The organism is Rhizobium sp. PP-F2F-G48 (genome assembly GCF_004342335.1).
Taxonomy (GTDB): Bacteria; Pseudomonadota; Alphaproteobacteria; order Rhizobiales; family Rhizobiaceae; genus Ferranicluibacter.
Genome location: NZ_SLVH01000001.1, coordinates 264725 through 291368, shown reverse-complemented (window position 1 = coordinate 291368; position 26644 = coordinate 264725). Strand labels below are relative to the sequence as shown.

The following is a 26644-nucleotide window of genomic DNA, read 5'->3' as shown; positions in this document are numbered from 1 at the left end:
GTCCCGGCCTTTGACGATCAGGCCTTCGGTTCGTCGCGGAAGGGTTTTTCGGACGGATCAGCCGAAGGCGCATCCACCGCGCGCTCGGTCTCCGTCTGAACGCCCTCGGCCGCACCCGTCGGCTTGAAGAACACGATCAGCGTTGCCGAGGTATAGGCGGTGACGGCCAGAAAGATCATGCCCCATGTCGTGGCGCCATTCCAGAATTCGACGGCCGTCCAGAGCGCGCAGCTCCCGACGATCAGCAACCGCCTCCAGAGAGGGCGATAGAAAGGGTGATCCGGATCGATGAACTTCTGCATGCGCCCTCTTGGAGCGGTCGCGCGCGCTGATGGATGTGGAGATGGCGCAACCGTTGGCAAAGGACATGCGCAAAAAACATCCAAAGCGCAAGACCAGCGACTTGACGGGCATAGAGCCAACGGAATAAAAATTCCAAACAAAGATCAGGATCAATCTTTCGTTCCGGCGATGGCAAGCCGCATCTCGACCCTGTATGACCTTGGCAAGGATGCGACAGTGCCGGTCTCTCTCCGGTCTCGACCCGACAGGTCTGCCACGGCGGATCGCCTAGCGCTTGTGCGGAGTGAGCGTATCATTCCGCGTCCTCTGGCTCTCAGGGCCGATCTATCGAAAGTGGTAACATGACTGTGAGATTTGGTCTCCTCGGCGCCGGCCGTATCGGCAAGGTCCATGCCAAGGCCGTGAGCGGCGACGCCCATGCGCGGCTCGTTGCCGTTGCCGACGCATTTCCGGCGGCCGCACAGGCGATTGCCGACAGCTATGGCTGCGAGGTTCGCACCATCGAGGCGATCGAAGCGGCGGATGACATCGACGCCGTCGTCATCTGCACCCCCACCGACACCCATGCCGACCTGATCGAGCGTTTTGCCCGCGCCGGCAAGGCGATCTTCTGCGAAAAGCCGATCGATCTGGATGTCGGCCGCGTTCGCGATTGCCTGAAGACCGTCGCTGCCACCGGCGGCAAGCTGATGGTCGGCTTCAACCGCCGCTTCGATCCGCATTTCATGGCCGTGCGCCAGGCCATCGACGACGGTCGCATCGGCGATGTGGAAATGGTCACGATCATCTCCCGCGATCCCGGCGCGCCGCCGGTGGATTACATCAAGCGCTCGGGCGGTATTTTTCGCGATATGACCATCCATGATTTCGACATGGCCCGCTTTCTCCTCGGCGAAGAGCCGACCATCGTCACGGCCCATGCCGCCGTGCTGGTCGATCCGGAGATCGGTACCGCCGGCGATTACGACAGCGTCTCGGTGATCCTGGAAACCGCCACCGGCAAGCAGGCGATCATTTCCAACTCGCGCCGCGCCACCTATGGCTACGACCAGCGGATCGAGGTGCATGGTTCCAAGGGCGTCGTTTCCGCCGAAAACCAGCGCGCCGTGTCGATCGAGATCGCCAATGGCGAAGGCTACACCCGCCCGCCCCTGCACGACTTCTTCATGACGCGCTACACCCAGGCCTATGCCAACGAGATCGCAAGCTTCATTTCCGCCATCGAGACCGGCACGGAAATCGCACCTTCAGGCGCGGACGGCCTGGCGGCACTCGCCCTTGCCGAAGCCGCGCTTCGCTCCGTCAAGGAAAAGCGCCAGGTCGCCGTCGAGGTCTGAGCCTTCAACGGCCGACACGGGGGGTAAGCCTTCAATAGGTCTTCGGCAGGGCGTCCAGTTCCGCAAGGAATGCCCGGGCGCTCTGCCGCGTTTCCCTTTTCTGCTCGGGGCTCATGCGCCCCCAGGCGGCATAGACCGGGCCCAGCCGGTGGTTGCCCTTCAGCTTGTCCTCGTTACGCGCCAGAAAATCCCAATAGAGCGCGTTGAACGGACAGGCATCCTTTCCCGTCTTCTTGCGGACGTCATAGGCGCAGCCTTCGCAATAATCCGACATGCGATTTATGTAGTTGCCGCCGGCCGCATAGGGCTTCGAGCCGAGAAACCCGCCATCGGCAAACTGGCTCATGCCGATCACATTCGGCAATTCCACCCATTCATAGGCATCCGCATAGACCTCCAGATACCATTGGTGGATCTCCAGCGGGCGAACGCCGGCCAGCATGGCGAAATTGCCGGTGATCATCAGCCGCTGGATGTGGTGGGCATAGGCATTGTCGCGCGTTTCCGTGATCACCTGCCGCAGGCAGGCCATGCGCGTCTCGGCCGTCCAGTAGAAATCCGGCAGCGCCCGATCCGCCTCCAGAAAATTCATCTCGCGATAATCCGGCATCTTCAGCCAGTAGACCCCGCGGATATATTCGCGCCAACCGATGATCTGGCGAACGAAGCCTTCGACCGCATTCAGCGGCGCGTCGCCCGCGAGATAGACGGCTTCGGCCCGGCGACAGAGATCGAGCGGATCGAGCAATCCGGCATTGAGGTAGAACGACAATAGCGAATGGCTGAGAACGGGATCGCCCGACAGCATGGCATCCTGCCGCTCGCCGAACCGCGGCAGATGGTCGGCCATGAACCGGTCGCGCAGCGTCTCCGCCTGTTTCCGGGTAACAGCGAAATCGAACCCCTCGAGCCGCCCGAAATGCGCAGAAAAGCGACGCCCGACCAGCGCCAGCACCTCTTGCGTGATCGCATCCGGTTTGAACCCTTTTCGCGGCTGCGAGAACAGATCGAGCGTTGCGGGCTTGCGGTTTTCGGCGTCGAAATTCCAGCGCCCGCCGGCCGGCGTGTCGCCCTCCATCAGGAGCCCGGTCTTGACGCGCATCTCCCGGTAGAACGTCTCCATCCGCAACTGCCGCCGCCCGCCGGCAAAGGCTGCAAACGCGGATCGGGAACAGAGAAATCTGTCATCGTCGAGGATCTCGACAGGCACGTTGAACGCCCGCTGCCAGCCGTTCATCATATCCAGAACACGAAACTCGCCCGGCTCGGTGACGACGACACTGTCCGGCCGCAAAGCCGACACCGCACGCCCGACCTCGCCCCCGAACGACCCGGTATTCCCCTCGTCCTCCAGGCGGACATAGCGCACGGTCAGCCCCCGCGCCCGGAGATCGTCGGCAAAGTGGCGCATGGCCGAAAACAGGAAGGCGATCTTCTTTGGATGATGCCGCACATACTGCGCCTCCTCCATGACCTCGCACATCAGCACGACATCCTGCGCGGACGCCTCTCCGAGGCTCGACATCTCCGGCGACAGCTGGTCCCCGAGGATGACGATCAGCTTGCGGACTTTCCTGTCGCTCATCTCACGCACGCCCCTTCTCCGCACAGCGAAGCGCCAGCCCCCTCCCACATTCCAGAGCCAGACCGCGCCGCTACCATACGATCGCCGTTCCGTCATAGGCAAAGAACTGCCCGGTCTGGGCCGGCGAGAGATCGGAGATCACCGAGAGAAGCGCTGCCGCCGCCGCTGCCGGCATCATCTTGTCGGCGTGCTTTCCATGCGTGGCCGTCAGCCCGGTTTCCACGGTACCGGGATGCAAAGCAACGACGACGCTCTGGGGACATGTCCGCGCGATCTCGATCGATGCCGTGCGCACGATCTGGTTCAGCGCCGCCTTCGCCGCGCGATAGGAGATCCAGCCGCCAAGCCGGTTATCGCCGATCGACCCCACCCGCGCCGAGAGCGTCGCGAAGGCGCAGGCCCGATCCCGCGGCAGCAAGGGCGCAAAATGCTTGATCAGCAGGGCCGGCCCGATCGCGTTCACGGCAAACTGTCGCGCCATGATGGCGGGGTCGATCGCCCGGATCGCCTTCTCCGGCCCATGTCCCTCGATCTCCAGCGCCCCCGTCGCATCGAAGACAAGATCCACCGACCCGAAACCATCGCCGATGCGCCGGGCGGCGGCGGCAACCGACACCTCGTCGGTCACATCCATCCCGTCATCCCGCCGCGACAGCCCCACCGCCGTGCCGCACCGCGGATCGTCCTGAAGCGCAGCCAGAACCGCAGACCCGATGCCGCCGCTCGCCCCGAGAACCACCGCCCGATATCCTTGCTGAAACCCCGGCATCCACCCTCCCAATTCCGGCATTGGCCCGGCCCTGGCCCTGCCCTGGCCCGGCATTGGCCCGACACTTGCGCCGCATCGACCCGGCCATCCCGGCGAGCCTCCGCACGCTTCGTCATCCAAATCTGACCCTATCTACGCTCGCCCCCTCCAACCGGATCGCCGATCCCCTCCATCTCCGACCCGCCCCGCGCGGATTTTCCACCAATCCCCCTCTTCCCCATTGATGCCGACCCGAACCTGAGCTATGAACCCCTCATCCACCCGGCAAAGTCGGTTGCTGCACCCGTAGCTCAGCTGGATAGAGTGTTGGATTCCGATTCCAAAGGTCACAGGTTCGAATCCTGTCGGGTGCGCCATTTTTTCCTAAATGACTGATTTTTCTGCCGTTTTGGGATCGTCAACTCGGACCTTACCTCATTTCTTCCCCCAATCAACGCTGGAATGTGCAGCACCTACTAGGACGCTTTCGGATATTGCCCCGCTCGCGCTGCCTTCCAATCCGTGGTAGTTCTACGCAAATCTTATTGGATGACGGGATGTGTATCGAGGAATACGGCCGCTTTTATATTCAGGAACAGACCATCGCCCATAAAGGCGGAAGCGTTCATGCCTTTTTCGAGGTCGGAGACATAGTGAATGTTGATGGCGTCAAGCGGTACAAAGTCTCGAATGATCAGAGCTTCAAAAGTCGTGAAGAGGCTTTGCAATGGATCGAGCAGCAAGGGGATTGAGCGTTCACATCAACCCGCGCTTGCCTCTTAATGCCTTGCCTCCCGCTAGTAACGCTCGATGATCCCTTCTGCGATTTCGAACAGCCTCCTAGAGGCCTTGAGCAAGAGCAACGCTGCACAGATTCTGAAAAGCGTCATGGCTGCCGGCTCCATTCTGCACTGCCCTCATGTCCATTGGACTCCTCGACCTCGGGCTCCAAGTCCGGATCGCCATCGAGGTCATCCAGCAGCGCAATGGCCTGATCGATCCACCGCTCCAGTTCCTGCCGGCGGAACGCGAGGATGCCAGGAGACGTGGTGCCGCGAGTTCGCAGCTTGCGCGCCGGCGCGGTCGCCCTGACGTGCTGCATCATGCATTCCCTTCCTATTATCGAATTTTTCCGGATGTCGCCGGAAAAGGGAATGGCGCATGTCGGGTGCGCCATTAAATCATTGATTGAATTGATATTCCAGTTTTCACTTGCTGTATTCGCTCTTCTGGTCTCTGCTCGAAAGCAGACAAGAGAGCAACCTTTTCCATCGCAGACGGCATGCAGTCTGGAGTTCGGGCCGGACCATCAGCTGGCAGAGCGCATGCAGAAAAGACTGTAATTAGACGTGGTCAGTACAGACACTGTCCTCAAACGCACAACTAAGGATCGTCAGTTCGACCGCCGCCTTCATCATGTCGTCGCGGACATCGATGTAGCGCTGCGTCGCCGCCAGATTGCGGTGGTCCGGGAGCGTCCTGGTGACCTCCGGGCCTACACCGAAACGCGCCGGCCGCTGATGAAACACCGGCGTCCGCCGTGGTTCGACGGCGGTGCGCTGCCAGGAGATGTCGAAGCCCCAAGGGCATGTGCTGGACCCAGAACCGACCGAATGTCCGCTCATGGCGTAGACCGCTGAATGGCGAAGTCCGAGGCCGCGGCCGCTGAGAAAGAGACGCGTATGTCGACAAAAACCTTTCGGGTCGCACTTGCCCAAGTTCTGTCGGATGCCGACATTGATGCCGTCATCAACAGCGCGGCCGACACGGCTGCAGATCTCATCGTGTTTCCTGAGATGTTTTCGAATGGATACAGCAAATTCGATCCTCGCAACGCTTCCGCGCGTGCTTCATGGCTCGATGGCGCCGTCGATCTGCAGGGAGCCTTTATCGAAACATTTCGTGTTGCCGCGCGGAGGGCAGAGATCGCAGTCGTTGCGACTTTTCTCGAAAAGGCGGAGCCCAAACCATTCAATGCGGCCGTGTTGATCGATCGTAACGGTGATATCGTCCTTCACCAAAGAAAGCGGCACATCTGTTTTTTCGACGTGCCCGAAGAAGCCTGTGCGCCGGGAGACAGTTCCTCGGTTTCTCGGCTCGACACCCGCTGCGGGCCGGTTTCGGTCGGGATCATGATATGCATGGACCGCGAGTTTCCAGACGTTGCATCCGATCTGGTTCGTGCTGGAGCAGAGATCGTTCTTGTGCCGAACAGCAGCCCTCTGGTCGATGATGTCGAGGTGGGGGACATCCGTGTTGCCGGGGTCCGCGCCATGGCTTTCCAGTCCGTGATCGGAGTGGCCGTCGCAAACTACCCCGAACCGAAAGATGACGGACATTCCTTTGCAGTCGGTGCGTCGGGCCAAATTCTCGCCATGGGGAGCAAGCAACAGGCCGTCGTCTATGCAGACTTCGATCTCGACGACCTGAAAGCCGCTCGAGAGAAGGAATGGTTTCGTCGCATCCGATGACCAATTCAGCCGTAAAGGCTTCTTCGCTTCATGCCAGGAGCAGCGAAAAAGCTGCGGCAAGCTGACGCCCGCAACACGGCGATATGTCGTTCCAGCCACCACCCGAGCGGCTCGCAAAACCGCTCGGGCTGGCCATCATCGATCAGTATTCCGACCAACCGCCGTTCGCGATCTTCTTTTCCGTCGCATATCCCGTCGCGGGCTGAGGCGACGGACGGGGGGTTTGGCGTGCGGGAGCGGAGCGGGTTTCGGGCGCGCGGGTCGCGTTGCCGGACGGGGTGCGGAAGGCCGCGACGAGGTCGGAGAGACGCTCGGCCTCAGAGGAGAGCTTGACCGTCGAGGCGGAGGTCTCCTCGACCATGGCGGCGTTCTGCTGGGTAATGCTGTCGAGGCTTCCGATGGCGATGTTGATCTCGGCGATGCCGGTCGCCTGCTCGCGGGATGACTGGGCGATCGAGGTCATGTGTTCGTCGATCGCCTCGACCTGGCCGCCGATGCTCTTCAGGGCCTTGCCGGTCGTGTTGACCAAGGCCACGCCGCGGGCGACATCCTGCGAGGAGCGCGCGATCAACTCCTTGATTTCCTTTGCGGCGCGGGCGGATCTCTGGGCGAGCTCGCGAACTTCCTGGGCAACGACCGCAAAGCCCTTGCCCTGCTCGCCGGCGCGAGCCGCCTCGACGCCGGCATTCAGCGCCAGAAGATTGGTCTGAAACGCGATCTCGTCGATGACGGCGATGATATCGTTCATCTGGCTCGACGACTGTACGATATCGCTCATCGCCTGGACCGCCTCTTCCACGATCTTGCCGGAGGCTGCGGCTTCCGAAGCCGACACCGTGACCACGGACTGGACCTCGGCCGTCCGCGTCTCGGACTGGCGGGCAATCGAGCTGATCTCCTCCAGGGCTGCTGCCGTTTCTTCAAGCGCCGCGGCCTGGCGTTCGGTCCGTTTGGCCATGTCGTCCGTCGCCGCGGCGATTTCGGAGGACTGGGCGAGCACGAAGCCGACGGCCTGCAGGATCTCGGACATCGCGCTGCCGAGCGTCTCGATGGAGCCGTTGAAATCGGTCTTGATGGTGTCGAAGCTGGAGGCGAGCGCCTGGTGGACGGGACGGGTCAGATCCCCGTTCGACAGGGCAGCCAATGCCTCGCCCAGCGCGGCAAGGGCTTCGTCCTGCTCGGCCTTCAGGACCGCCTGTCGCTCTTCGGCCTTGGCCCGCTCGCCGGCGAGAACGTCGAGATAGACGGAAATCGCATAGTCCATATCCACCAGCGCCGCCTTGACCACAGTGGTCACGTCGTCGCCGAGCTTCGCGCGCTTCTTGCGCACGAGAAATCCGTCGAGTTCCTTGTCGATCACGGCCCGCACGATGTTCTCGATCATCAAAGCGTAACCGCCGATGTACCATCGCGGCTCCAGACCCAGCCGGGCATGCGTCCGGCCGATCAGGGTCACCTCGTCGATATAGGCCTGATCGTATTTCGCGGAGGAAATCGTTTCCCAGTGATGGGCCTGCCGCTTCTTGGCCTGCGCCACATGGCTGTCGCCGGAAAAGAATTTCGCCGTGTCCGGATGATGCCGGACCTTCGCGTAGAAGATCTCGAGCGCACCCGCAAGCGAGGCATTGATGGTCGGGGCGAGCGCGGCCAGGTTGCGGCGCTGCGGTTCAAGCAGGCCGACAAAGTCCAGTCGCTCGTTCAGAATGGCAGTTTCAGGTTTTGCCTTGGTCATGTTCGTGCCCTTTCGACCTCTGCTCCCGCAGATCCTGTTGCAGCGCTCCCGCGCAAGACACGGCTGCGCGATCCAGAAGACGGTCGGAGCCGACGGCGCGGCGGCCGGCGATCCTGCATCTCCTTGAAGGGGCAAACATGTCTGGAGGAGCTCGCCTGGCGACGCGATGGCGACGCTTCAATCGGCGCCAGACCGCGATCAGGGGCGGGCGGCGCGACTGCGCCTGTCTGGACTTTCGAAACTAGGGCAACATGCTTAATGTCGCGTTAATATGAAACTACAAGATTACGTAATTATATACGCACTAATACCGATTGCATTTGTGAGCATTTAATTTAGTTCGCACGGTGGAACCCGGGCCAGGCCGGACACGCCCCATGTTCATCGTCCGACATGGGCATCCACGCCGGACGTCGAATCCACGCCGGAAGTCCAACCAGGGCCCGACCGAGCTGCGCTCGGTGGATGATCCTCAGAACTCCTCCCAGGTTTCCTTGAGCGCCGCCGTCCCGATCGCGCCACGCGAAACTTGTCGAGCGGGCGGGCGGGCGGCGTTCTGGTGACGCGTCGCCGGCCGCGTCGCCCCATGGTCGGCCCTGCCTCTTTCATCGACCTTGAACTGCCGGATCAAGTCGAACAGCGCATCCGCCTCCCCCGCAAGTCCATGGCTGGCGGCGGTGGATTGCTCCACGAGGGCGGCATTCTGCTGCGTCCCCTGGTCCATGGTGTTGACCGCCGTGTTGATTTCCGCAAGTCCGGTCGCCTGCTCGCGGGACCCCTCGACAATGGCGGCGACGTTCATGTTGATCTCGTGCACCTGCCCGACGATCACCTCGAGCGCCTTTCCGGTCTGGCCGACGAGCACGACGCCGGTCTTGACCTGCTCGCTCGAGAGGTTGATGAGCGACTTGATCTCCTTGGCGGCCTTGGCGGAGCGCTGCGCAAGCTCGCGAACCTCCTGGGCGACGACGGCAAATCCCTTGCCGGCCTCTCCGGCCCGCGCCGCCTCCACGCCGGCGTTCAGCGCCAGCAGGTTGGTCTGGAAGGCGATATCGTCGATGACGCCGATAATGTTGCCGATCTCGCGCGAGGAACGCTCGATCTCCCCCATCGCGATGATGGCCGTCTTCACCACCGCGCCCGACTGCTCGGCGTTCGCGCGCGTATCCGCGACCAGCTTGCCCGCTTCGCCGGCCCTGCGGCTGGAGTCGGCCACCGTCTGCGTGATCTCCTCGAGCGCGGCGGCCGTCTGCTCGACGGATGCGGCCTGCTGTTCCGTGCGCCGGGCGAGGTCGTCGGCGGCCGACCGCATCTCGTTGGCGCCAGAGGCGATGGCTTCGGCATTATGACCCACGGAGGTCATGGCGGATTTCAGCCGGTCCGCCGCGCCGTTGAAGTCGGTGCGCAGCTGGTCGAGCGAAGGGATGAAGGACCTGTCGATGTTTTGACAGAGATCTCCGGCCGCGAGCCGTTGCAACCCTTCGCCCAGGCGCTGGACGTTTTCGACGCGCGCCGAGATGTCGGTGGCGAATTTCACCACCTTGACGACGCTGCCATCCATAGAGAAGATCGGATTGTAGGACGCCTGGATATGCACCGTCCTGCCGCCCTTGCCGATCCTCCTGAACTCTTCCACAACGAATTCGCCGGCGCGCAGCCGGTCCCAGAACGCGCGGTATTCGGGGCCGCCCACCGTGGCGGGATCACAGAACATGGCGTGGTGCCGCCCCTCAATCTCGGAGAGCTGATAGCCGAGCGTCGTCAGAAAGTTCTCGTTGGCGGTGATGACGTCGCCCTGCGGCGTGAATTCGATCACGGCCTGAGCGCGCGAGACGGCGGCAAGCTTGCTGGCATCTTCCGCCGTCTTCAGCTTGAATGCGGTGATATCGGTTGCGACCTTGACCACCTTGTAAGGCTTCGACCCGCGCAAGACCGGATTGTAGGACGCCTCGATCCAGACGTCCCGCCCGCCTTTTGCAATCCGCTTGTACTGGCGTTGATCGAATTTCCCCGCGCCGAGCGACGCCCAGAAGGCGCTGTAGGCCGGCGACGCGGCCTCCTCGGGATCGACGAACATGCTGTGGTTGCGACCGACGATCTCGGGCAGCGTGTAGCCGAGGGTGGAACAGAAATTGGCGTTCGCGTGCAGGATCGTGCCCTTCATATCGAACTCGATGATGGCCTGCGACTTGTCCATCGCGGCCAGGATCGCAGCTGCGCCCTGACGTCTGGAAAATGAAAATTTCATGCCGATTCCTTTGCATCAGAGGATCAAATGGATCTTCGAACAGCGATCGGACCGGTTGAAAAAGCCACCACGATAACGCAGCGTGTTCCCGTGAGGTCAAAGATCGCCCTCGGAAAGACCTGGAAGGGAGTGAAGGATCGGGTCCACTGCAGCCTGAAGTGCCGTCACCGAAACCATCGGATCGTGCAGACCCCTAAATTAGGCTAAAAACAATAATGATAAATTAAAACAGATATCTGTCAGATTCGTTTTGGATTATGCGCAAAAACGAACGTGACTTCGAGGCGCATAGACGCGACAGTCAGGCGATCAGGCGTCTGCGCAAGGCCTCCACGATTGCCTGCGTCCGGTTCGTCGCGCCGAGCTTCTTGACGGAAGATTTGATGTAGCTGTTCACGGTGTCGCTTTGAAAGCCGGTTTCCATGGCGATGGCCTCGCTGGTCAGACCACGGCTGGCGGCTTCCAGACAAGCGAGTTCGCCCTTCGTCAGCCCTATCTGGTCAGCCACAAAGCGCTCCACGAGCGGCTTCGTCACGGCCGTATGGATCAGCTCCGAAACAAGTTCCAGAAACCGGATCTCGTCGAGCGTGAAGGGGATCGACCGCGTGTAGCAGATCGCGCCATAGGCAATGTCGTTGCGGAAGATGGGGACGAGCGTCCGGTTGTGGACCCCGAACGTTTGCTGGAGGTAGGCCAGGCGAGGCGGTGGTGCGTGCAGCGCGTAAACCTCGCTCTCCACGACCACGGTTCGAGAATTCTTGCCCGCCTGGAGAAACGGATCGATGCCGGGAAGCTTGTCCGCCTCGTAGATTTCGAGAAAGGCGGGCGGGAGATCCGTATCGATCGAGAAGCCGGTCCCGAACCGATAATGATCCACGTCGAGACCGCTGATAATGATGTGATCGAACGGAACGGCCAGCCGAAAGCGATCGACGAGGTCATTCTTGCCGAAGAAGCGCTGCTTGGGCACGGATCTCAGATCGGCATAGTCGTTCAGTGCGTTCGGCTCGAGGATCGAAAGTGGGCTCACGGGCATGGGACTGTTGCAACTCTAGAAACAGAGACGGAAACACCTCTGGTGGCGGAATATGACGAAAACCTTAACCGTGTTCGTCATCCTCGTCTATCACATCGTTCCGGTTGCCCCCCGACCCTGCCGGACCGGCCATTCCAGAACGGCATCGACGCGTCTCCAGCGCCCCCGTCATACGCTGTATCTTTCCCGGCTTCGGAAACGACAAAACCGGCCGAGAAGGCTCGACCGGTTCGGTGTTTGAAGCGTGTTGATGTCAGGCGGCGTAACGCTGATGCGCGGTTGAAGAGCGGCCGGCCAGCGTAAAGTGGGAGATGAGTTCCCGCAGGCGGGCGCTTTCGCTGGCAAGCGTGCTGCCCGCGGCACTGGTCTCTTCCACCATGGCGGCGTTCTGCTGCGTCACCTGGTCCATCTGGTTGACGGCGATATTGACTTCGGCAAGGCCGGTCGACTGCTCGCGCGCCGAGGTGGCGATGGCCTCCATATGGCCGTTGATCTCGACGACGTGCACCTCGATGGTCTTCAGCACGTCACCGGTGTCGCGAACGAGCTTCACGCCGCTTTCCACTTCGGCCGTCGAGTTGCGGATCAGATCCTTGATCTCCTTGGCTGCCTTGGCCGATCGCTGGGCCAGCTCGCGCACTTCCTGCGCAACCACGGCAAAGCCGCGGCCGGCTTCCCCTGCCCGGGCCGCCTCGACACCGGCATTCAGGGCAAGCAGATTGGTCTGGAACGCGATTTCGTCGATCACCCCGATGATCGAGGAGATCTGGCTTGAGGAGTGTTCGATACGGCCCATGGCGGTGACGGCTTCCGCAACCACCTCGCCCGAGCGGGACGCGCTCTTGTTGGCGTGCACCGCCACTTCGCGCGCCTCGTTGGTGCGCTTGGAGGACTGGCCGACATTGGCGGTGATCTCATCGAGCGCCGCTGCGGTTTCCTCCAGCGAGGCCGCCTGCTGTTCCGTGCGGCGCGACAGGTCGTTGGCACTCTCGCTCACTTCGCGAGCGCCGTTGTCGATCTGGTCGGCAGCGACCGCAACCGCGGCAAGCGTTTCGTTGAGCTGGGAAACCGCCGCGTTCAGGTCGTGGCGCAGGGCTTCGAAATCGGGCGCGAAGGGAACGTCGAGACGGAAGGAGAGATCGCCTGCCGCCAGACGGCGCAGGCCGTCCGCAAGGCTCGATGTCGCCTGATCGAGCCGGGCCTGGGCAGCCCGTTCGGCGTCCGCCGCGAGACGCTCGCGGTCGGCCTCCGCCGCGCGGCGCAGGGTTTCGGCCTGGCTCTGCAGATCCTTGTTGGAAACGGCGGCGACACGGAACACCTCGACGGCGCCGGCCATCTGGCCGATTTCGTCGGAGCGCTGCGAATACGGGATGGCGCTGTCGGTATCGCCTTTGGCAAGGCCGGTCATCGCCGTCGTGATCGCGCGGATCGGGCTGGCGATGCCGCGAAGGACGTAAAGGGTGGAGACGACCAGAAGCGTCGCGACGACACCGATCAGGATGAAGGTGATCATCTGGGCGTCGGCAGAGGTGTGGTGCATCAGTTCCGTCGCGTCGGTCACCTGTGCCGTGTTCTCGGCGATCAGCTCGTCGAGCCCGACCTGGGCCGGAACGATGATCTCGCCCATCGCTTCCAGCATGTTGTTTGCCTGCTGAAAATTGCCGACCTTGGCAAGGGTGATCATGTTGCCGCCGGCCTTGATGTAGGCGTCCAGGCTGTCCGTGACCGTCTTCAGAAGGGCGCGCTCGGCATCCGAGCCGACATAGGGCGTATAGACTTCGACGGCATGTGCGATCCGCAGCCGCGCCTCGCCGAGAAGCGTTTCGGCCTTTTTCGTCGCTTCGGGCGTCAGGGCCGCGAGATACTGGAAATAGCCGAGCCGCATGGACACCAGCTCGATGCGGATATCCTTGACCGCGGACACGGCGGGAAACACGTCCGTGACGACATTGTCGGAAATTTCGCGCGTCTTCGACAGCGACTGCAGCGTGACGACGGAGAAAATGGCCGTGAGAACGGCGATAGCGGCAAAGATCGCGATAAGCGATGTGCGGATGGATGGCCTCGTCACGAAACACCTGTGCTGGACAAACGCCTCCACCCGTCCTCATGACGTGGAAAGCGCAACGGAACCGACCCACATCGCGGCATCACCCTATTATTGGGCGAAACCATTAAGGTTACGTAACTTCATAATTACTCATGCATTCCCTCCACATTGCTGCGATGCAGCATATTCCTGCGGCGCGAAAGTTAAGGTGACGAAACCGGAGTGGGATTTGCTGATCATCAGCGCGCCTTGCCTGTCAAAACCCCGGAATTTGGGTCCCGGCGGAGTGTCTGCCGCCAAACGTTGCTGTCAACGTCGAACTCTCAAGACAAATTGGCCATCTATCCAATTTTCCGTCCTTTTAAGTCTCAAGAACAGGGTAAGCGGCAGGAGCATCGGTACGCAACCGCGTCCGCACACTTGCATCAGAGGCCAACCTCTGGTTATGTAAGTCTTTGCAGCTTACGCGCCGGGAACGATGATGCCAGCCTGGATCTTCTCCTGCGAATTCTCTTTTCTCGGATGGGCGACACGTCGCCCGGAAGAGGTCTCGCGCTTCGCCCCGACCTTGCGGCTCGTTGCGCTCTCCCTGGCCGTTCTTCTTTCCCTGATCCTCTGGGCCTTCATCATCGTCGGCATCGTCTGGCTCTTCTCCTGACGGCCGCCCCATGGCCCAACGCACGCCGGGATGCGCCGAAAGACGCATTGGCATGAGGCCACGGGACATGGCATGACGGACGAAAGGCGGAGGAGACCGCCAAGGGACCGGAGAGCGACATGACCGAAACATTCAGGGCCATGATGATCGACACCGTCGATGGTCGCGCGCAGGCTGCATTCCGCGAGATTTCGGAGAGCGACCTCCCCGACAACGATGTCCTCGTCGAAATTTCCTATTCCACTCTCAACTACAAGGATGGCCTTGCCGTCACCGGCAAGGGCCGGATCGCGCGGCGAACGCCGATGGTGGCCGGCGTCGATCTCTCCGGCACGGTCGTGTCGTCGCGTTCGCCGGAATGGATGCCGGGCGACCGGGTGGTCCTCAACGGCTGGGGCCTGTCGGAAACCGAGTGGGGCGCTTTCACCCGCTTCCAGCGCGTCAAGCCGGAGTGGTTGATCCCCCTCCCCGCAGCCTTCTCGCTGCAGCAGGCGATGGCCATCGGCACCGCCGGCTATACCGCGGCGCTCTGCGTCGATGCTTTGGAAAAATGGGGCACGATGGCGCCCGGCGAGGGCGATGTTCTCGTCACAGGCGCGGCGGGCGGCGTCGGCTCCGTGGCGGTCTCGCTTCTCGCCGCGCGCGGATATCGGGTCGTCGCATCGACGGGTCGCGCGGAAACGGAGGATTACCTCAAATCCCTCGGCGCCCGCGAGATCATCGACCGGACGACGCTTGCGGACAAGGCCGGGCCTCTCCAGAAGGAACGCTGGACCGGCGGCATCGATTCCGTCGGTTCGACCACGCTTGCCAACGCGCTTGCCCAGACCGTGCGCGGCGGAGCCATCGCCGCCTGCGGCCTTGCCAGCGGCGCCGATCTCCCGGGCACGGTGATGCCGCACATTCTCCGGGCGGTCACGCTCATCGGCGTCGATTCGGTCTATGCGACCCGGGCGCAACGCCTCGCCGCCTGGGGCCGTCTCTCGCGCGATCTCGACCCGGCCCATCTCGACAGCATGACGACGGTCGCGCCGATGTCCGATCTCCCGGCACTGGCCGAGGCCATTATTGCCGGTCGCATCCGCGGCCGCGTGGTCATCGACGTCAACGCCTGAGACCACGGCGACTTTCGACACCCGAAGGAACAGGCGTTCCCTCACGCTTCGGTGCGGACGAAGCCTTTGCTCGCGATCATGAGATTGCGCGTATAGTCGGCGGTGATCCGGCCGGCGACCAGATCGGCCGCGCTCAGGCGCTCCACGACCTGGCCGCTGCGCATGACGGCCAACTGGTCGCACATATGCGTCACGACGCCGAGATCGTGGCTGACCATCAGGAAGGTGAGGCCCCGATCGCGCTGGATCTGCTCCAGCAGATTGAGCACCTCCGCCTGCACCGAGGCGTCGAGCGCCGATGTCGGCTCGTCCAGCAGCAGGATGGAAGGCTCGACGATCAGCGCGCGGGCGATGGCCACGCGCTGCCGCTGCCCGCCGGACAGCTGATGGGAGTAGCGAAACCGGAAGCCGGTCCCAAGGCCGACCTCGTCCAGCGCCCGCGCGATCCGTGCCTCGGCATCGGAAATGCCGTGGATCGCCAGCGGCTCCTGCAGCAGGCGATCGATCGTCTGGCGGGGGTGGAGCGAGCCATAGGGATCCTGGAACACCATCTGGACGTCACGGTAGAAGGCCTTGTCGCGCCGGCGCGGTTCCAGTTTCCGGCCATTGACCTCCAGCGTGCCGGAAGCAACGGGCGCGAGGCCTGCAATCGCGCGCAAAAGCGTCGACTTGCCCGACCCGGACTCGCCGACGAGACCGTAGGATTGCCCCTTCTCGACCGCGATGCTCACGCCGTCGAGCGCCTTGAAATCCTCGTAGATGACGGTGACGTCGTGGGCGGAGACGGCAATGCTCATAAGGCCCACTCCGGCTTGCGGTCGAGAACGGGCAGCGGATGCCGGTCCTGGCCGATCTCGGGCATGCAGGACAGCAGCCCCTGCGTATAGGGATGCCGCGCATTGCGCAGGTCGGCGGCCGCGATCTCCTCGACGATGCGCCCGGCATACATGACGATCACCCGGTCGCAGAAGGACGAGACGAGCCGCAAATCGTGGCTGACGAAGATCAGCCCCATGCCGCGCTCGGCCACCAGCCTGTCGAGAATGGCGAGCACATCGAGCTGCACCGTCACGTCGAGGGCCGAGGTCGGTTCGTCGGCAATCAGCAGCTCCGGCTCGGCGATCAGCATCATCGCGATCATCGCCCGCTGCCCCATGCCGCCGGAGACCTCATGCGGATGCAGGTCGAATACGCGGCCTGCGTCCCGGATCTGCACGGCCTCCAGCATGGCGAGCGCCCGCTCCTTCGCCTCGGAAGAGGAGATCTTGCGATGCGTGCGCAGCGTTTCCACGATCTGGCGGCCGATGGTCATCACCGGGTTGAGCGAGTATTTCGGGTCCTGCAGGATCATCGCCACGCGGTCGCCGCGCAGATCCCGGCGCTTGGCCGGCGACGCCTTCAGGAGGTCGATCCCGTCGAAATTCAGCGTCTTCGCCGTAATCTTCGCATGCGGCGGCGTCAGCCCCATGATGGCCCGGCCGGTCTGGGATTTTCCGGAGCCGCTCTCGCCGACGATCCCGAGGCGCTCGCGACCGAGCGAGAAGGTGACACCGCGCACGGCCTCCACCAGCCCGGTGCGCGTGGGAAAGCTGACGCGCAGGTCCTCGACGGTCAACAAGGGGCTCATTGTCCGGCCTCGCGCGGATCGAGCGCGTCGCGAAGACCGTCGCCCAGAAGATTGAACGCCAGGCTGACGAGCAGAATTGCGATGCCCGGCATGGTGGCGACCCACCACTGGTCGAGGATGAAGCGGCGGCCGGACGCGATCATCGCGCCCCATTCCGGCAGCGGCGGCTGCGCGCCGAGCCCGAGAAAGCCGAGACCGGCCGCCGTGAGGATGACCCCCGCCATATCGAGCGTGATGCGCACGATCAGCGATGACAGGCACATGGGCATCACGTGCAGAAGCACGATGCGCAGCGGCGACGCGCCCATCAGGCGCACCGCGGCGATATAGTCGGCATTGCGCACCGTCATGGTTTCCGCCCGCGCGATGCGCGCATAAGGCGGCCAGGACGTCACGGCGATGGCGAGCACCGCATTCTCGATCCCCGGCCCCAGCGCCGCGACGAGCGCCAGCGCCAGCACGAGCTTCGGGAAGGCAAGGAAGATATCCGTGATCCGCATCAGCACCGCATCGACCCAGCCGCCGGCATAGCCGGCGACGGCCCCGACGATGAGGCCGGTCGGCGCCGCGATGACGGCAACGAGGATGATGACGAACAGCGTCAGACGCGAGCCGTGCAGAAGCCGTGACAGGATATCGCGCCCCTGATCGTCCGTGCCGAGAAGATAGCCCGGCGAGCCCGGCGGCAGCAGACGCGCGCCGGCCAGATCGCCGACGACGGGCGAATGCGGCGACAACGCACCGGCAAAGATCGCCATGAGGATGAGAAGAACGAGAATGCCGAGACCGAGCAGCGCCAGCCGGTTGGCGGAAAAGCGGCGCCAGGTCATGTAGGCCCGGCCGAGACGCGCCTGCATCCGCGATTGCGGCCGATCGGACAGCAGCCAGTCGCGCCGGCTCATGGGGGCGGAAGAAACGACCGTCATCGCGCGCGTGTCCTTGGGTCGAGCGTCCGGTAGAGGATATCGGACAGGATGTTGATGGCGATGAAGATCGAGCCGATCACGATCGTGCCGCCGAGGACGGCGTTCATGTCGGCGTTCTGCAGGGAATTGGTGATGTAGAGCCCGATGCCCGGCCACGCGAACACCGTCTCCGTCAGCACGGAGCCTTCCAGCAGGCTTGCATAGGACAGCGCAATCACCGTCACCAGCGGCACGGCGGCGTTGCGCAAGGCGTGAAACCAGATGATCCGCGTCTCCGAAAGCCCCTTCGCCCGCGCCGCGACGATATATTCCTGCGACAGTTCATTGAGCATGAAGTTGCGCGTCATGCGGCTGATATAGGCCAGCGACACATAGCCGAGCAGGCTTGCCGGCAGGATGATATGGCGGAAGACGTCGCGAAACACGTCCCACTGCCCCTGCCAGAGCGAGTCCAGCAGGAAAAGCCCGGTCTTCGGCGTAAACGTATATTCGTAGACGACATCGATACGGCCGGGAAAGGCGACCCAGCGCAGCTGCGCGTAGAACAGCAGCAGCGACAGAAGCGCCAGCCAGAAGATCGGCACGGAATAGCCGATCAGCCCGACGATGCGCACCGCCTGATCGATCAGGCTGCCGCGCTTGACGGCGGCGAGAACGCCGAGCGGCACGCCGATGAGACTGCCGATCAACGTCCCGAGCGTCGCAAGCTCGAAGGTGGCCGGCAGCACGCGGCGAATGTCGGTCATGACGGGATTGGTCGTCAGCACCGAGGTGCCGAAATTTCCCTGCAAGGCATCGCCGAGATAGCGCAGGAATTGCTGATAGAGCGGCAGGTTCAGCCCCATCTCCTCGCGCACCCGCTCCACCACATGGGCGGGCGCCCGGTCGCCGAGAACGGCCAGCACGGGATCAATCGGGATCACCCGGCCGATGAAGAAGGTGACCGCGAGAAGGCCGAGATAGGTGGTGACGATGACCACGAGGAAGCGGACGACGATGGCCGCCCGCCCCCGCGCCCGGGCGCCTTTCGAGCGCCCGGCCACCATCTGCGACGTTTCTGGAAGAGTCATGCGGGTCGCCTATTCCTTGGTGACGCCACCGAGGAAGGTCGTGTCAAAGCTCGGACCAAGCTTGAAGTCCTTCACGTCCTTGCGAACGCCCGCGACTTCCGTCTGCTGGTAGATCACGACGAACGGGCCACGATCGAGAACCGCCTTCTGCAAGCCCTTGTAGATGTCGGCGCGCTTTGTCGGGTCCTTTTCGAGCAGGGCTGCCTTCGTCTGTTCCGTCAAATCCGGAACGTCCCATGCATTGCGCCAGGCCAGCGTCTTGTTCTTGCCGTCGTCGGCATTGTCGTAGTTGATCGTAAACGTTTCGGCATTCGAGTTCGGATCGAAGTAGTCCTGACCCCAGACGCCGATATAGATGTCGTGCGTGCGGGCGCGGAACTTGGTGAGCGTTTGCTTGCCGTCACCCGGAATGAGATCGATCTTGATGCCCGCCTGAGCAGCCGTCTGCTGGATCGATTCCGCGATGCCGGTGGTCGGCTGGTTGCTGCGCACGTCCATTGTCACGGTGAACCCGTCCGGCAGGCCGGCCTTGGCCAGCAGTTCCTTGGCCTTGGCCACGTCGAACTTGAACGGCTTTTCATCCAATTCGCCCAGAACGCCCTTGGGCAGGAAGGTCTGGTGCACTTCGCCGACGCCCTTGATCAGGGTAGAGCCGATCGCGTCGTAATCGACCAGGTACTTGAAGGCTTCGACCACCTCGGGCTTGGCAAGGTTCGGGTTCTTCTGGTTGAGGCTGAAATAGAACACCGTGCCCTTCGGCGCGCTGGTCTGGACGATGTCCTCCTTGCCGGCCGTCGATTCCAGGTCGTTCGGCTCAAGGTTGCGGGCGATGTCGATATCGCCGTTTTCCAGCGCCAGCCGCTGACCCGAGCTTTCCTTGAGGTGGCGATAGATGACCCGGGCGAGCTTGGGCTTCTCGCCGAAATACGTGTCGTTGCGCTCCAGGACGACGACTTCGTTGGCGCGCCACTCGCGCAGCTTGAACGGACCGGAACCGGCAAAGTTCGTCTTCAGCCAGGCATTGCCGAAGTCGTTATCATACTTGACATCAGCCGTCTTCTCGACAGGCGCGACGTGTTCCATCACGAGCTTCTTGTCGACGATCGAACCGACGGTGGCCGTCAGGCAGTTGAGCACAAAGCTCGGCGCATAGGGCTTGTCCACCGTCAGCGTGAAGGTGGTCGCATCGACCGCCTTTGCCTTCTCGGTCACGTTGTCGCCGCTCAGGCCGAACTGCGTGAGGATGAAGGCCGGGCTCTTGTCCATCTTGATGACGCGTTCGATCGACCAGGCGACGTCTTCCGCAGTGATCGGATTGCCCGAGGCAAAGGTCATGCCCGGCTTCAGCTTGAAGGTGAAGGTCAGGCCGTCGTCCGACACCGTCCAGCTTTCGGCAAGGTCGCCCTTGACCTTCGACGTGTCGGCGAGATCGAGCCGAACGAGAAGGCTATAGGTGTTGGCGGTGATTTCCGCTGTCGAGATTTCGAAGGCTTCGCCCGGATCCATCGAAATGATGTCGTCGATCGCCCAGGCCTGCACCAGCGTGTCCGCCGGCGTCTCGGCATAGGCGGGTGCGGCTGCCGCCATGATGAGGGCGATGGCCGCCCCTGCCGTCAAACGCCGCACCGTCGTACCGAAAGAATGCATCATCGCTCTGTTCCCTGTTTTCTGGCCTTTACGGCCGTTGATCGTCAGCCCTGGTCGGTCTCGTGCCAGACCTTGGAAAGAACCCGCAGCCAGTTTTCCCGGCAAATCTTGGTTAGATCGTCCTCACCATAACCGGCGCTCCGCAGAGCGGCAATCAGGTTCTGGTTTCCGCCGGCATCCGAAATTTCGGCCGGAATCGTCGCACCGTCGAAGTCCGATCCGAGCGCGACGCAATCGATTCCCATGCGCTCGACCATGTAGTCTATATGGCGCACCATGTCGGACAGCGGCGTCGCCGCATTCTCCTGCCCGTCCGGGCGCAGCATGGTGGTTGCGTAGTTGACGCCGGCGAGCCCGCCGCTGTCGCGGATCGCATCCATCTGCCGGTCGGTGAGGTTCCGGGCAACGGGCGTCAGGGCATGGGCGTTGGAATGGCTGGCGATCAGCGGCGCGGTGCTCGTCTTCGCCACATCCCAGAAACCCTTCTCGGTGATATGCGCGAGATCAATCGCGATGCCGAGCCTGTCGCAGGCCCGAACGAGCGCAAAACCCGCATCCGTCAGGCCCGGACCGGTGTCCGGGTCCATCGGATAGGCGAACGGCACGCCATGGGCAAAGATGTTGTGGCGGCTCCACACGGGGCCGAGCGACCGGAGGCCGGCGGCATAGAACGTTTCGAGCGCGGCGAGATCGGCATCGATCGCCTCGCAACCTTCCATATGCAGGACGGCTGCAAAGACCCCGTCCGCCATCGCCTTGCGAATCTCCGACGTCGTACGGCAAAGCCGCCAGGCCTTCGCCTGATCGAGGCGCAGCGCGATCGCCGCAAACTGCAGGGCGATCTCCAGCGAAGGACCACGCTCCAGCGGCGCCGACATCGGCGTGACATAATGCCCGTTTGCATCCGGCTGCTTGAGGACGAGGTCGCCCGAGGGAATATAGATGGCGCAAAGCCCGCCTGCGAGACCACCCTTGGCAGCACGCGGGCCGTCGATGTGCCCGGATGCCGTGCCGTCCCGGAATTCGGCGATCGGATCGTGCCCGGCCCGTGCGTGGCTCCAGAGCCGCAGAAGCACGTCATTATGACCGTCGAACACTGCCTGCATCGAAAAAAGACCTTCCAAAACAATTTGCTAGCCACTGTCTCCGCGGGCGGAAACCTGTCGGCAAAATGCATGCTAGACAATGGCAGAAGGGCTGGCAACACTGCGCCTGCAAACAAATTGGGCAGTGCACAGACGCGTGCGACCGTGTCATTCAGGTGACGGTAACTGTGCAATTGCTGATAGGCGGAGAAACGGTTTTCCGTGGCCCTGTAAATCTGGCAAGTCTCGGACGAACAGATGAAGGGTTCCGTCATGATGACAGAGCAGCGGACAGGACGTCCGGCACCGTCCACCTCCAGACGCCTGCAGAGGGCGGGTGGACGCCTGCGCGTGGCGGCATGTCTCGCTCTGGCCCTTGCTTTGTCGGCCTGCGCCAGCCGGCCTGTCGGCGTTCTCATCCCGTCCGGCACGGCACCGGGCGCCACGGAAGTCGATATGCTCGTCGCGACGACGCGCGCCCCCTCAAAGCAGGCCGGCATGCTCTATGGCGGCGAGCGCGGCACCGAGCTGACCGCGGCCGAGATCGTCGTCTCCATTCCCCCGGACAAGAACCGCAAGATCGGCCAGGTCCAGTGGCCGAAGCGCCTGCCCGCCGATCCCTCCAAGGAATTCTCGACCGTCTCGGTGACCCCGCTTGCCGAACGCGCCGAGGTGGAGACCTGGACACGCGACTCGCTGCCGAAAAGCCGCCGCGTGCTGATCTTCGTCCACGGCTTCAACAATCGCTACGAGGATGCGGTCTATCGCTTCGCGCAGATCGTCCATGACAGCCGCGCCGACGTGGCGCCGATCATCTTCACATGGCCGTCACGCGCCAGCATCTTCGACTACAACTACGACAAGGAAAGCACCAATTATTCCCGCGACGCGCTGGAAACCCTGCTGCGCCGTGCCGCCGAGGACCCGCGCGTTTCCGACGTGACGATCATGGCGCATTCGATGGGCTCCTGGGTTACCGTGGAAGCGCTGCGCCAGATGGCGATCCGCGATGGCCGCGTGGCACCGAAGATCAATAACGTCATCCTCGCCTCGCCCGATCTCGATGTCGACGTGTTCGGCAAGCAGTGGGAAGCGATGGGCCCGAACAAGCCCAAATTCACCCTGTTCGTCTCGCGCGACGACCGCGCCCTCTCCATCTCGCGCCGCATCTCCGGCAATGTCGAGCGACTGGGCCAGATCGATCCGACGCAGGAACCCTATCGCACCAATCTCGAAAAAGCCGGCATCACCGTTCTCGACCTGACAGCTCTCCAGACCGGCGACCGCCTCAACCACGGCAAGTTCGCCGAAAGCCCGGAAGTGGTCAAACTGCTCGGCAACCGCCTGATCGCCGGCCAGACCGTGACCGACAGCGATGTCGGCCTCGGCGAGCGCGTCGGCGCCGTCGCGCTCGGCACCGCCCAGACCGTCGGCAGCGCCGCCAGCATCGCCGTCAGCACCCCGATCCTGATCTTCGACCCGAAGACACGCGAAAACTATCGCGGTCAGGTGGACCGCCTCGGACGATCCGTCGGCAACACGCTGGAGACGGCCACGGGCCAGTAAGGCGAAGATGGAAACGCGCGCGCGGTCAGGTGGCGCGCGGTCCGGATGTTGGAAGCGTCAATTCCCCGAAACCGCCATCTCGCGCCGCTCCCGCTCCGTCACCAGCGCCAGATCCAGCACCTTCTGCAGGTCGGCGGCGTGGCGGAAGCCGGGCTCGGCGGTCTTGCCGATCTTGATGGCGTCGATGAAGCGCTGGTAGTTGGTGAACACGGTGCCGGGATCGATGCTCTGCCAGACACCCTTCTCCACATCCGCGCCGAGGCAGGCGCGCAATGTCGAGCCGTCGGGCATGTGCACCACCTCCAGCGCGCCCTTGTCGCCATGGACCCGCAGACGCAGCTCGTTGAGATGGCCGACGGCCCAGCGGCTGGCATGGATGACGCCCATGGCACCGTTGGTAAACTCGGCCGTCATGGTGAAACTGTCGTTCGCATCGAGATCGTACTCGCCGATCCGGTTGCCCGGCGCCTTGTCGAAGGTCTTCAGCCGCGCGAAGACATGGTCGATCTCGGTCGCCGCGCCATAGCCGACGAAGTCGAGAATGTGGATGCCGACATCGCCCAGAACGCCATTCGAGCCGTGCTTGGTCGACAGCCGCCACAGCCATTGCGACTCGCTCGCCCAGTCGCCCCAGGCCTTCGAGACGAGCCAGCTCTGCAGGTAGGAGGCCTCGATGTGGCGCACCTGCCCGATCTCGCCGGAGATCACCAGCTGCCGCGCCGTCTGCACGGCGGCGACATTGCGATAGGTCAGGTTCACCATCGTCACGAGGCCGGATGTCTCCGCCGCCGTCGCCATCTCGTCGGCCTTGGCGAAATCTTCGGCCAGCGGCTTCTCGCACAGCACGTGCTTGCCGGCCGCGAGCAACGCCAGCGTCGTCGCGTGATGCACGCGGTCAGGCGTCACGTTCGCCACGGCATCGAATTCGCCCCAGGCAATCGCCTCGTCCAGCGAGGTGAAGGTCGTGGGGATATCGTGCCGCAGCGCAAAGGCGCGCACGCGCGCGAAATCCACATCGACCGCCGCCACCAGCACGGCGTCGGCGATCGTCTCGAAATTCATCGCATGCGTGTTCGCCATCCCGCCCGTGCCGAGAATGAGGATCCGGATCGGCGCCATCACTTGTATCCCTCTTCGCCGGCCTTATGCAGGCGCGGACCGCGCTCGACGATCGGCTCCAGCGCCTGCTCGACCGGCACGTTCGGCGCGTCGTGGATCGACGTCAGCGCCCCTTGCGGATTGTAGGCCCAGCGCACCGCGTTCTTGAGCACCGTCTTCACATTGGCATCGTAGTAGGTCGGATAGGTCTCGTGGCCCGGACGGAAATAGAAGATGTTGCCGGCCCCGCGACGCCATGTGAGGCCCGAGCGAAACACCTCGCCGCCGGCGAACCATGAGATGAAGACCGTTTCCAGCGGTTCCGGCACGGAGAACTGCTCGCCATACATTTCCTCGTTCTCAAGCACGAAATTGTCGTCCAGGCCCTCGGCGATCGGATGACGCGGATTGACGACCCAGACGCGCTCGCGCTCGCCCGCCTCGCGCCATTTCAGCGCGCAGGGCGTTCCCATCAGGCGCTTGAACGGCTTTGCGAAATGGCCGGAATGCAGCACGATCAGCCCCATGCCTTCCCAGACGCGCCGGGCGACACGCTCCACGATCTCGTCCGCAACGTCGCCATGCGCCTTGTGCCCCCACCAGAGGAGCACGTCGGTCTTGGCCAGGCGATCCTGCGAGAGGCCATGCTCCGGCTCCTGCAGCGTTGCGGTCGTCGCCTCGATGTTCGGATGCTCGTTGAGGCCGGCGGCGATCGCGGTGTGCATTCCGTTCGGGTAGACGCCACCGACGATCGCATTTGTATGCTCGTGGATATTCTCGCCCCAGACGACGGCACGAATGGTCATAATCATCTCCTGAAAAAATTTGAAAACGTCCCCAGAACCAGCAAGGCCCGACGCCGGAAAAGGTTCCGCGCGAGGCCTCTCGACGGCGATCCAAAGCGCTTGCAGGAGGCAGCGATAAACCGCATTTCGGCAAAGGACAAGAGACGGAAAACGCGATGACCAGGCGCCGGTCGACAGGTCGATCAGTGGACCGTCGATTTGGAAAACACGTTGATGACGATGACGCCCGAGATGATCAGCCCGAGCCCGAGCACGGCGGGAAGATCGAGCCTCTGGCCGAAGGCCACGACGCCGACGATGGAGATCAGGACGATGCCGAGGCCGCTCCAGATGGCGTAGGCGATGCCGACGGGAATGGCGCGCAGCGTGTAGGACAGACAGAAAAACGCGACCGCATAGCAGCCGATCATGACCAGCGTCGGCCCGAGCTTGGAAAAGTGCTGGGCCGCCTGCATGGCCGAGGTGCCGAGCACCTCGAAGACGATGGCGACGACCAACACGGCATAGAGCATCAGGGGGTTCAAGACGGCCTCCGCGCAGGGGAAACCCGATCTTGGGTCGGGCCCGGGACCGGGTCAAGGGCCGCATCGCGCCGACATGTCTTTTCGGTCTGTGCATCCGATTCATTTTGTACGCGCGCGCCAGCGACCAATTGAATCGGCTAGCGAATCTTCTCCTGCCTGCCAATCGGGTTTAAGAGGTTCACCGGAGCGATGAAGACCTCTCTCCCGACAGCAAGCCAGAGTGCCCGCCATGGACGATGCCCGCAGCACCACCCTCTACGACGCGATCGGCGGCGATGCGACCGTGCGGGCGCTGACGCACCGTTTCTACGAAATCATGGATGCCGCGCCCGAGGCGGCCGCCTGCCGTGCCGTGCATCCGCCGTCCCTCGCCAGCAGCGAGGCCAAGCTTTACGACTATCTCACGGGATGGCTGGGCGGACCGCCGCTCTATACCGACAAGCATGGCCACCCGATGCTTCGCCGACGGCACTTCGGCGCGTCCATCGGTCCGGAAGAGATCGAAGGCTGGCTGTTCTGCTTCCGTCAGGCCCTGGAAGAAAGCGTCGCGCATCCGGAGCTTCGCAAGATCATTCTGGAGCCGGTCAAACGGCTCGCGCATCACATGCACAACCGGGAGGGCTGAACCATGGCCGACCGCATGCCGTCCCTTTTTCTCGCCGCGTCCGGCCTTCTCGGCCTCTCCGGTGTCGCCCTTGCGGCGGCAGCCTCGCATGGCACGGATCCGCGCCTCCTCGGCGGCGCCTCCGCAATGTGCCTCGCGCATGCCCCGGCGCTTCTGGCGCTGGCAGGCGCCGGACGAAACATCCGGCTCGGGCCGGCGGCCGGCGCGGCCATGGCGCTTGGAACCGCCATCTTTGCCGGGGATCTCGTGCTGCGCCACATCACGGGCCACGGCCTCTTCCCCATGTCGGCGCCGCTCGGCGGCGTCCTCATGATGGCGGGATGGGCCCTGATCTTCGTCAGCGCCTTGCTGCCGAAGCGGCCCTGAGCGCGAACGCCTTCCGCCGTC

26 protein-coding genes and 1 tRNA gene are annotated in these 26644 nt (G+C 63.2%); 9 read left to right on the top strand and 18 right to left on the bottom strand.

Annotation, left to right across the window (positions count from 1 at the left end; all coding sequences use genetic code 11):
• Window positions 1-17: 17 nt before the first annotated feature.
• Entirely contained in the window at window positions 18-302 is a 285-nt protein-coding gene (locus C8J36_RS25230) for a hypothetical protein (protein WP_244481092.1), read from the bottom strand.
• Window positions 303-644: 342 nt separating this feature from the next.
• Between C8J36_RS25230 and iolG the strand changes: the two genes are divergently transcribed.
• A complete protein-coding gene (iolG, locus tag C8J36_RS01340; RefSeq protein WP_062592077.1) occupies window positions 645-1640 on the top strand; it encodes an inositol 2-dehydrogenase in 996 nt (331 codons plus the stop codon).
• A 31-nt stretch (window positions 1641-1671) separates the two neighbouring features.
• Here the strand turns inward: iolG and C8J36_RS01335 are convergent, their stop codons facing one another.
• Together C8J36_RS01335 and C8J36_RS01330 are read right to left on the bottom strand one after the other, a co-directional pair.
• Window positions 1672-3225 (bottom strand): cryptochrome/photolyase family protein, encoded by a 1554-nt coding sequence (locus C8J36_RS01335; RefSeq protein ID WP_132531785.1) that lies wholly within the window; start codon window positions 3223-3225, stop codon window positions 1672-1674.
• A gap of 70 nt (window positions 3226-3295) precedes the next feature.
• The gene (locus C8J36_RS01330; protein ID WP_132531782.1) at window positions 3296-3994 is read right to left on the bottom strand and encodes an SDR family oxidoreductase; all 699 of its coding nucleotides are present in this window, start codon (window positions 3992-3994) and stop codon (window positions 3296-3298) included.
• 279 nt (window positions 3995-4273) lie between these two features.
• Here C8J36_RS01330 and C8J36_RS01325 point away from each other — a divergent pair.
• Window positions 4274-4350 (top strand) — tRNA-Arg (locus C8J36_RS01325).
• Between the two features lie 180 nt (window positions 4351-4530).
• A complete protein-coding gene (locus C8J36_RS01320; protein ID WP_132531779.1) occupies window positions 4531-4725 on the top strand; it encodes a hypothetical protein in 195 nt (64 codons plus the stop codon).
• 134 nt (window positions 4726-4859) lie between these two features.
• Here the strand turns inward: C8J36_RS01320 and C8J36_RS01315 are convergent, their stop codons facing one another.
• Complete coding sequence (locus C8J36_RS01315; RefSeq protein ID WP_132531776.1) at window positions 4860-5078, bottom strand: hypothetical protein; 219 nt, start codon at window positions 5076-5078, stop codon at window positions 4860-4862.
• Window positions 5079-5316: 238 nt separating this feature from the next.
• Window positions 5317-5598, bottom strand: coding sequence for a hypothetical protein (locus C8J36_RS01310; protein ID WP_132531773.1), 282 nt, complete (start codon window positions 5596-5598; stop codon window positions 5317-5319).
• A 15-nt stretch (window positions 5599-5613) separates the two neighbouring features.
• On the opposite strand from C8J36_RS01310, the gene C8J36_RS01305 reads away from it, so the two are divergent.
• Window positions 5614-6444 carry a carbon-nitrogen hydrolase family protein gene (locus C8J36_RS01305; RefSeq protein WP_245506420.1) on the top strand — a complete coding sequence of 277 codons (831 nt, stop codon included), beginning with the start codon at window positions 5614-5616 and terminating at the stop codon, window positions 6442-6444.
• A gap of 142 nt (window positions 6445-6586) precedes the next feature.
• Here C8J36_RS01305 and C8J36_RS01300 read toward each other — a convergent pair whose 3' ends face one another.
• The 4 genes from C8J36_RS01300 to C8J36_RS01285 form a co-directional block, all read right to left on the bottom strand.
• Entirely contained in the window at window positions 6587-8176 is a 1590-nt protein-coding gene (locus C8J36_RS01300; RefSeq protein ID WP_132531770.1) for a globin-coupled sensor protein, read from the bottom strand.
• A gap of 472 nt (window positions 8177-8648) precedes the next feature.
• The gene (locus tag C8J36_RS01295; RefSeq protein WP_132531767.1) at window positions 8649-10424 is read right to left on the bottom strand and encodes a PAS domain-containing methyl-accepting chemotaxis protein; all 1776 of its coding nucleotides are present in this window, start codon (window positions 10422-10424) and stop codon (window positions 8649-8651) included.
• A 301-nt stretch (window positions 10425-10725) separates the two neighbouring features.
• On the bottom strand, window positions 10726-11460 hold the full coding sequence (locus C8J36_RS01290; RefSeq protein WP_132531764.1) for a LuxR family transcriptional regulator: 735 nt from the start codon (window positions 11458-11460) through the stop codon (window positions 10726-10728).
• Window positions 11461-11713: 253 nt separating this feature from the next.
• Window positions 11714-13531: a methyl-accepting chemotaxis protein gene (locus C8J36_RS01285; RefSeq protein WP_132531761.1), complete on the bottom strand. Its 1818-nt coding sequence runs from the start codon at window positions 13529-13531 to the stop codon at window positions 11714-11716.
• Between the two features lie 460 nt (window positions 13532-13991).
• Here C8J36_RS01285 and C8J36_RS24725 point away from each other — a divergent pair, with 460 nt between their 5' ends.
• Window positions 13992-14168, top strand: coding sequence for a hypothetical protein (locus C8J36_RS24725; RefSeq protein WP_165914918.1), 177 nt, complete (start codon window positions 13992-13994; stop codon window positions 14166-14168).
• A gap of 119 nt (window positions 14169-14287) precedes the next feature.
• A complete protein-coding gene (locus tag C8J36_RS01280) occupies window positions 14288-15283 on the top strand; it encodes an MDR family oxidoreductase (RefSeq protein ID WP_132531758.1) in 996 nt (331 codons plus the stop codon).
• A 41-nt stretch (window positions 15284-15324) separates the two neighbouring features.
• Here the strand turns inward: C8J36_RS01280 and C8J36_RS01275 are convergent, their stop codons facing one another.
• Genes C8J36_RS01275 through C8J36_RS01250 form a run of 6 tightly spaced genes read right to left on the bottom strand, consistent with a single transcriptional unit; the run spans window position 15325 to window position 21659 of the window.
• Window positions 15325-16080, bottom strand: a complete 756-nt coding sequence (locus C8J36_RS01275) for an ABC transporter ATP-binding protein (protein ID WP_062592061.1) — start codon at window positions 16078-16080, stop codon at window positions 15325-15327.
• Entirely contained in the window at window positions 16077-16910 is an 834-nt protein-coding gene (locus tag C8J36_RS01270) for an ABC transporter ATP-binding protein (protein ID WP_062592058.1), read from the bottom strand. Before C8J36_RS01270 ends, C8J36_RS01275 begins: the two co-directional genes overlap by 4 nt.
• Entirely contained in the window at window positions 16907-17836 is a 930-nt protein-coding gene (locus C8J36_RS01265; protein ID WP_132531755.1) for an ABC transporter permease, read from the bottom strand. The genes C8J36_RS01270 and C8J36_RS01265 overlap by 4 nt, the downstream gene beginning before the upstream one ends.
• Window positions 17833-18906 (bottom strand): ABC transporter permease, encoded by a 1074-nt coding sequence (locus C8J36_RS01260; RefSeq protein ID WP_165914917.1) that lies wholly within the window; start codon window positions 18904-18906, stop codon window positions 17833-17835. Before C8J36_RS01260 ends, C8J36_RS01265 begins: the two co-directional genes overlap by 4 nt.
• 9 nt (window positions 18907-18915) lie before the next feature.
• Window positions 18916-20556 (bottom strand): ABC transporter substrate-binding protein, encoded by a 1641-nt coding sequence (locus C8J36_RS01255; RefSeq protein WP_132531752.1) that lies wholly within the window; start codon window positions 20554-20556, stop codon window positions 18916-18918.
• A 41-nt stretch (window positions 20557-20597) separates the two neighbouring features.
• A complete protein-coding gene (locus C8J36_RS01250) occupies window positions 20598-21659 on the bottom strand; it encodes a dipeptidase (RefSeq protein WP_132531749.1) in 1062 nt (353 codons plus the stop codon).
• A gap of 237 nt (window positions 21660-21896) precedes the next feature.
• Here C8J36_RS01250 and C8J36_RS01245 point away from each other — a divergent pair, with 237 nt between their 5' ends.
• On the top strand, window positions 21897-23204 hold the full coding sequence (locus tag C8J36_RS01245; protein WP_245506419.1) for an alpha/beta hydrolase: 1308 nt from the start codon (window positions 21897-21899) through the stop codon (window positions 23202-23204).
• Window positions 23205-23261: 57 nt separating this feature from the next.
• Here C8J36_RS01245 and C8J36_RS01240 read toward each other — a convergent pair whose 3' ends face one another.
• From C8J36_RS01240 to C8J36_RS01230, 3 genes are all read right to left on the bottom strand, one after another.
• Complete coding sequence (locus C8J36_RS01240) at window positions 23262-24314, bottom strand: Gfo/Idh/MocA family oxidoreductase (RefSeq protein WP_165914946.1); 1053 nt, start codon at window positions 24312-24314, stop codon at window positions 23262-23264.
• A gap of 8 nt (window positions 24315-24322) precedes the next feature.
• On the bottom strand, window positions 24323-25108 hold the full coding sequence (locus C8J36_RS01235; RefSeq protein ID WP_132531743.1) for a ThuA domain-containing protein: 786 nt from the start codon (window positions 25106-25108) through the stop codon (window positions 24323-24325).
• A 182-nt stretch (window positions 25109-25290) separates the two neighbouring features.
• The gene (locus C8J36_RS01230) at window positions 25291-25632 is read right to left on the bottom strand and encodes an SMR family transporter (protein ID WP_062592048.1); all 342 of its coding nucleotides are present in this window, start codon (window positions 25630-25632) and stop codon (window positions 25291-25293) included.
• 229 nt (window positions 25633-25861) lie between these two features.
• On the opposite strand from C8J36_RS01230, the gene C8J36_RS01225 reads away from it, so the two are divergent.
• Window positions 25862-26257 (top strand): globin, encoded by a 396-nt coding sequence (locus C8J36_RS01225; RefSeq protein ID WP_132531740.1) that lies wholly within the window; start codon window positions 25862-25864, stop codon window positions 26255-26257.
• 3 nt (window positions 26258-26260) lie between these two features.
• Complete coding sequence (locus C8J36_RS01220; protein ID WP_132531737.1) at window positions 26261-26623, top strand: DUF423 domain-containing protein; 363 nt, start codon at window positions 26261-26263, stop codon at window positions 26621-26623.
• Window positions 26624-26644: the final 21 nt, after the last annotated feature.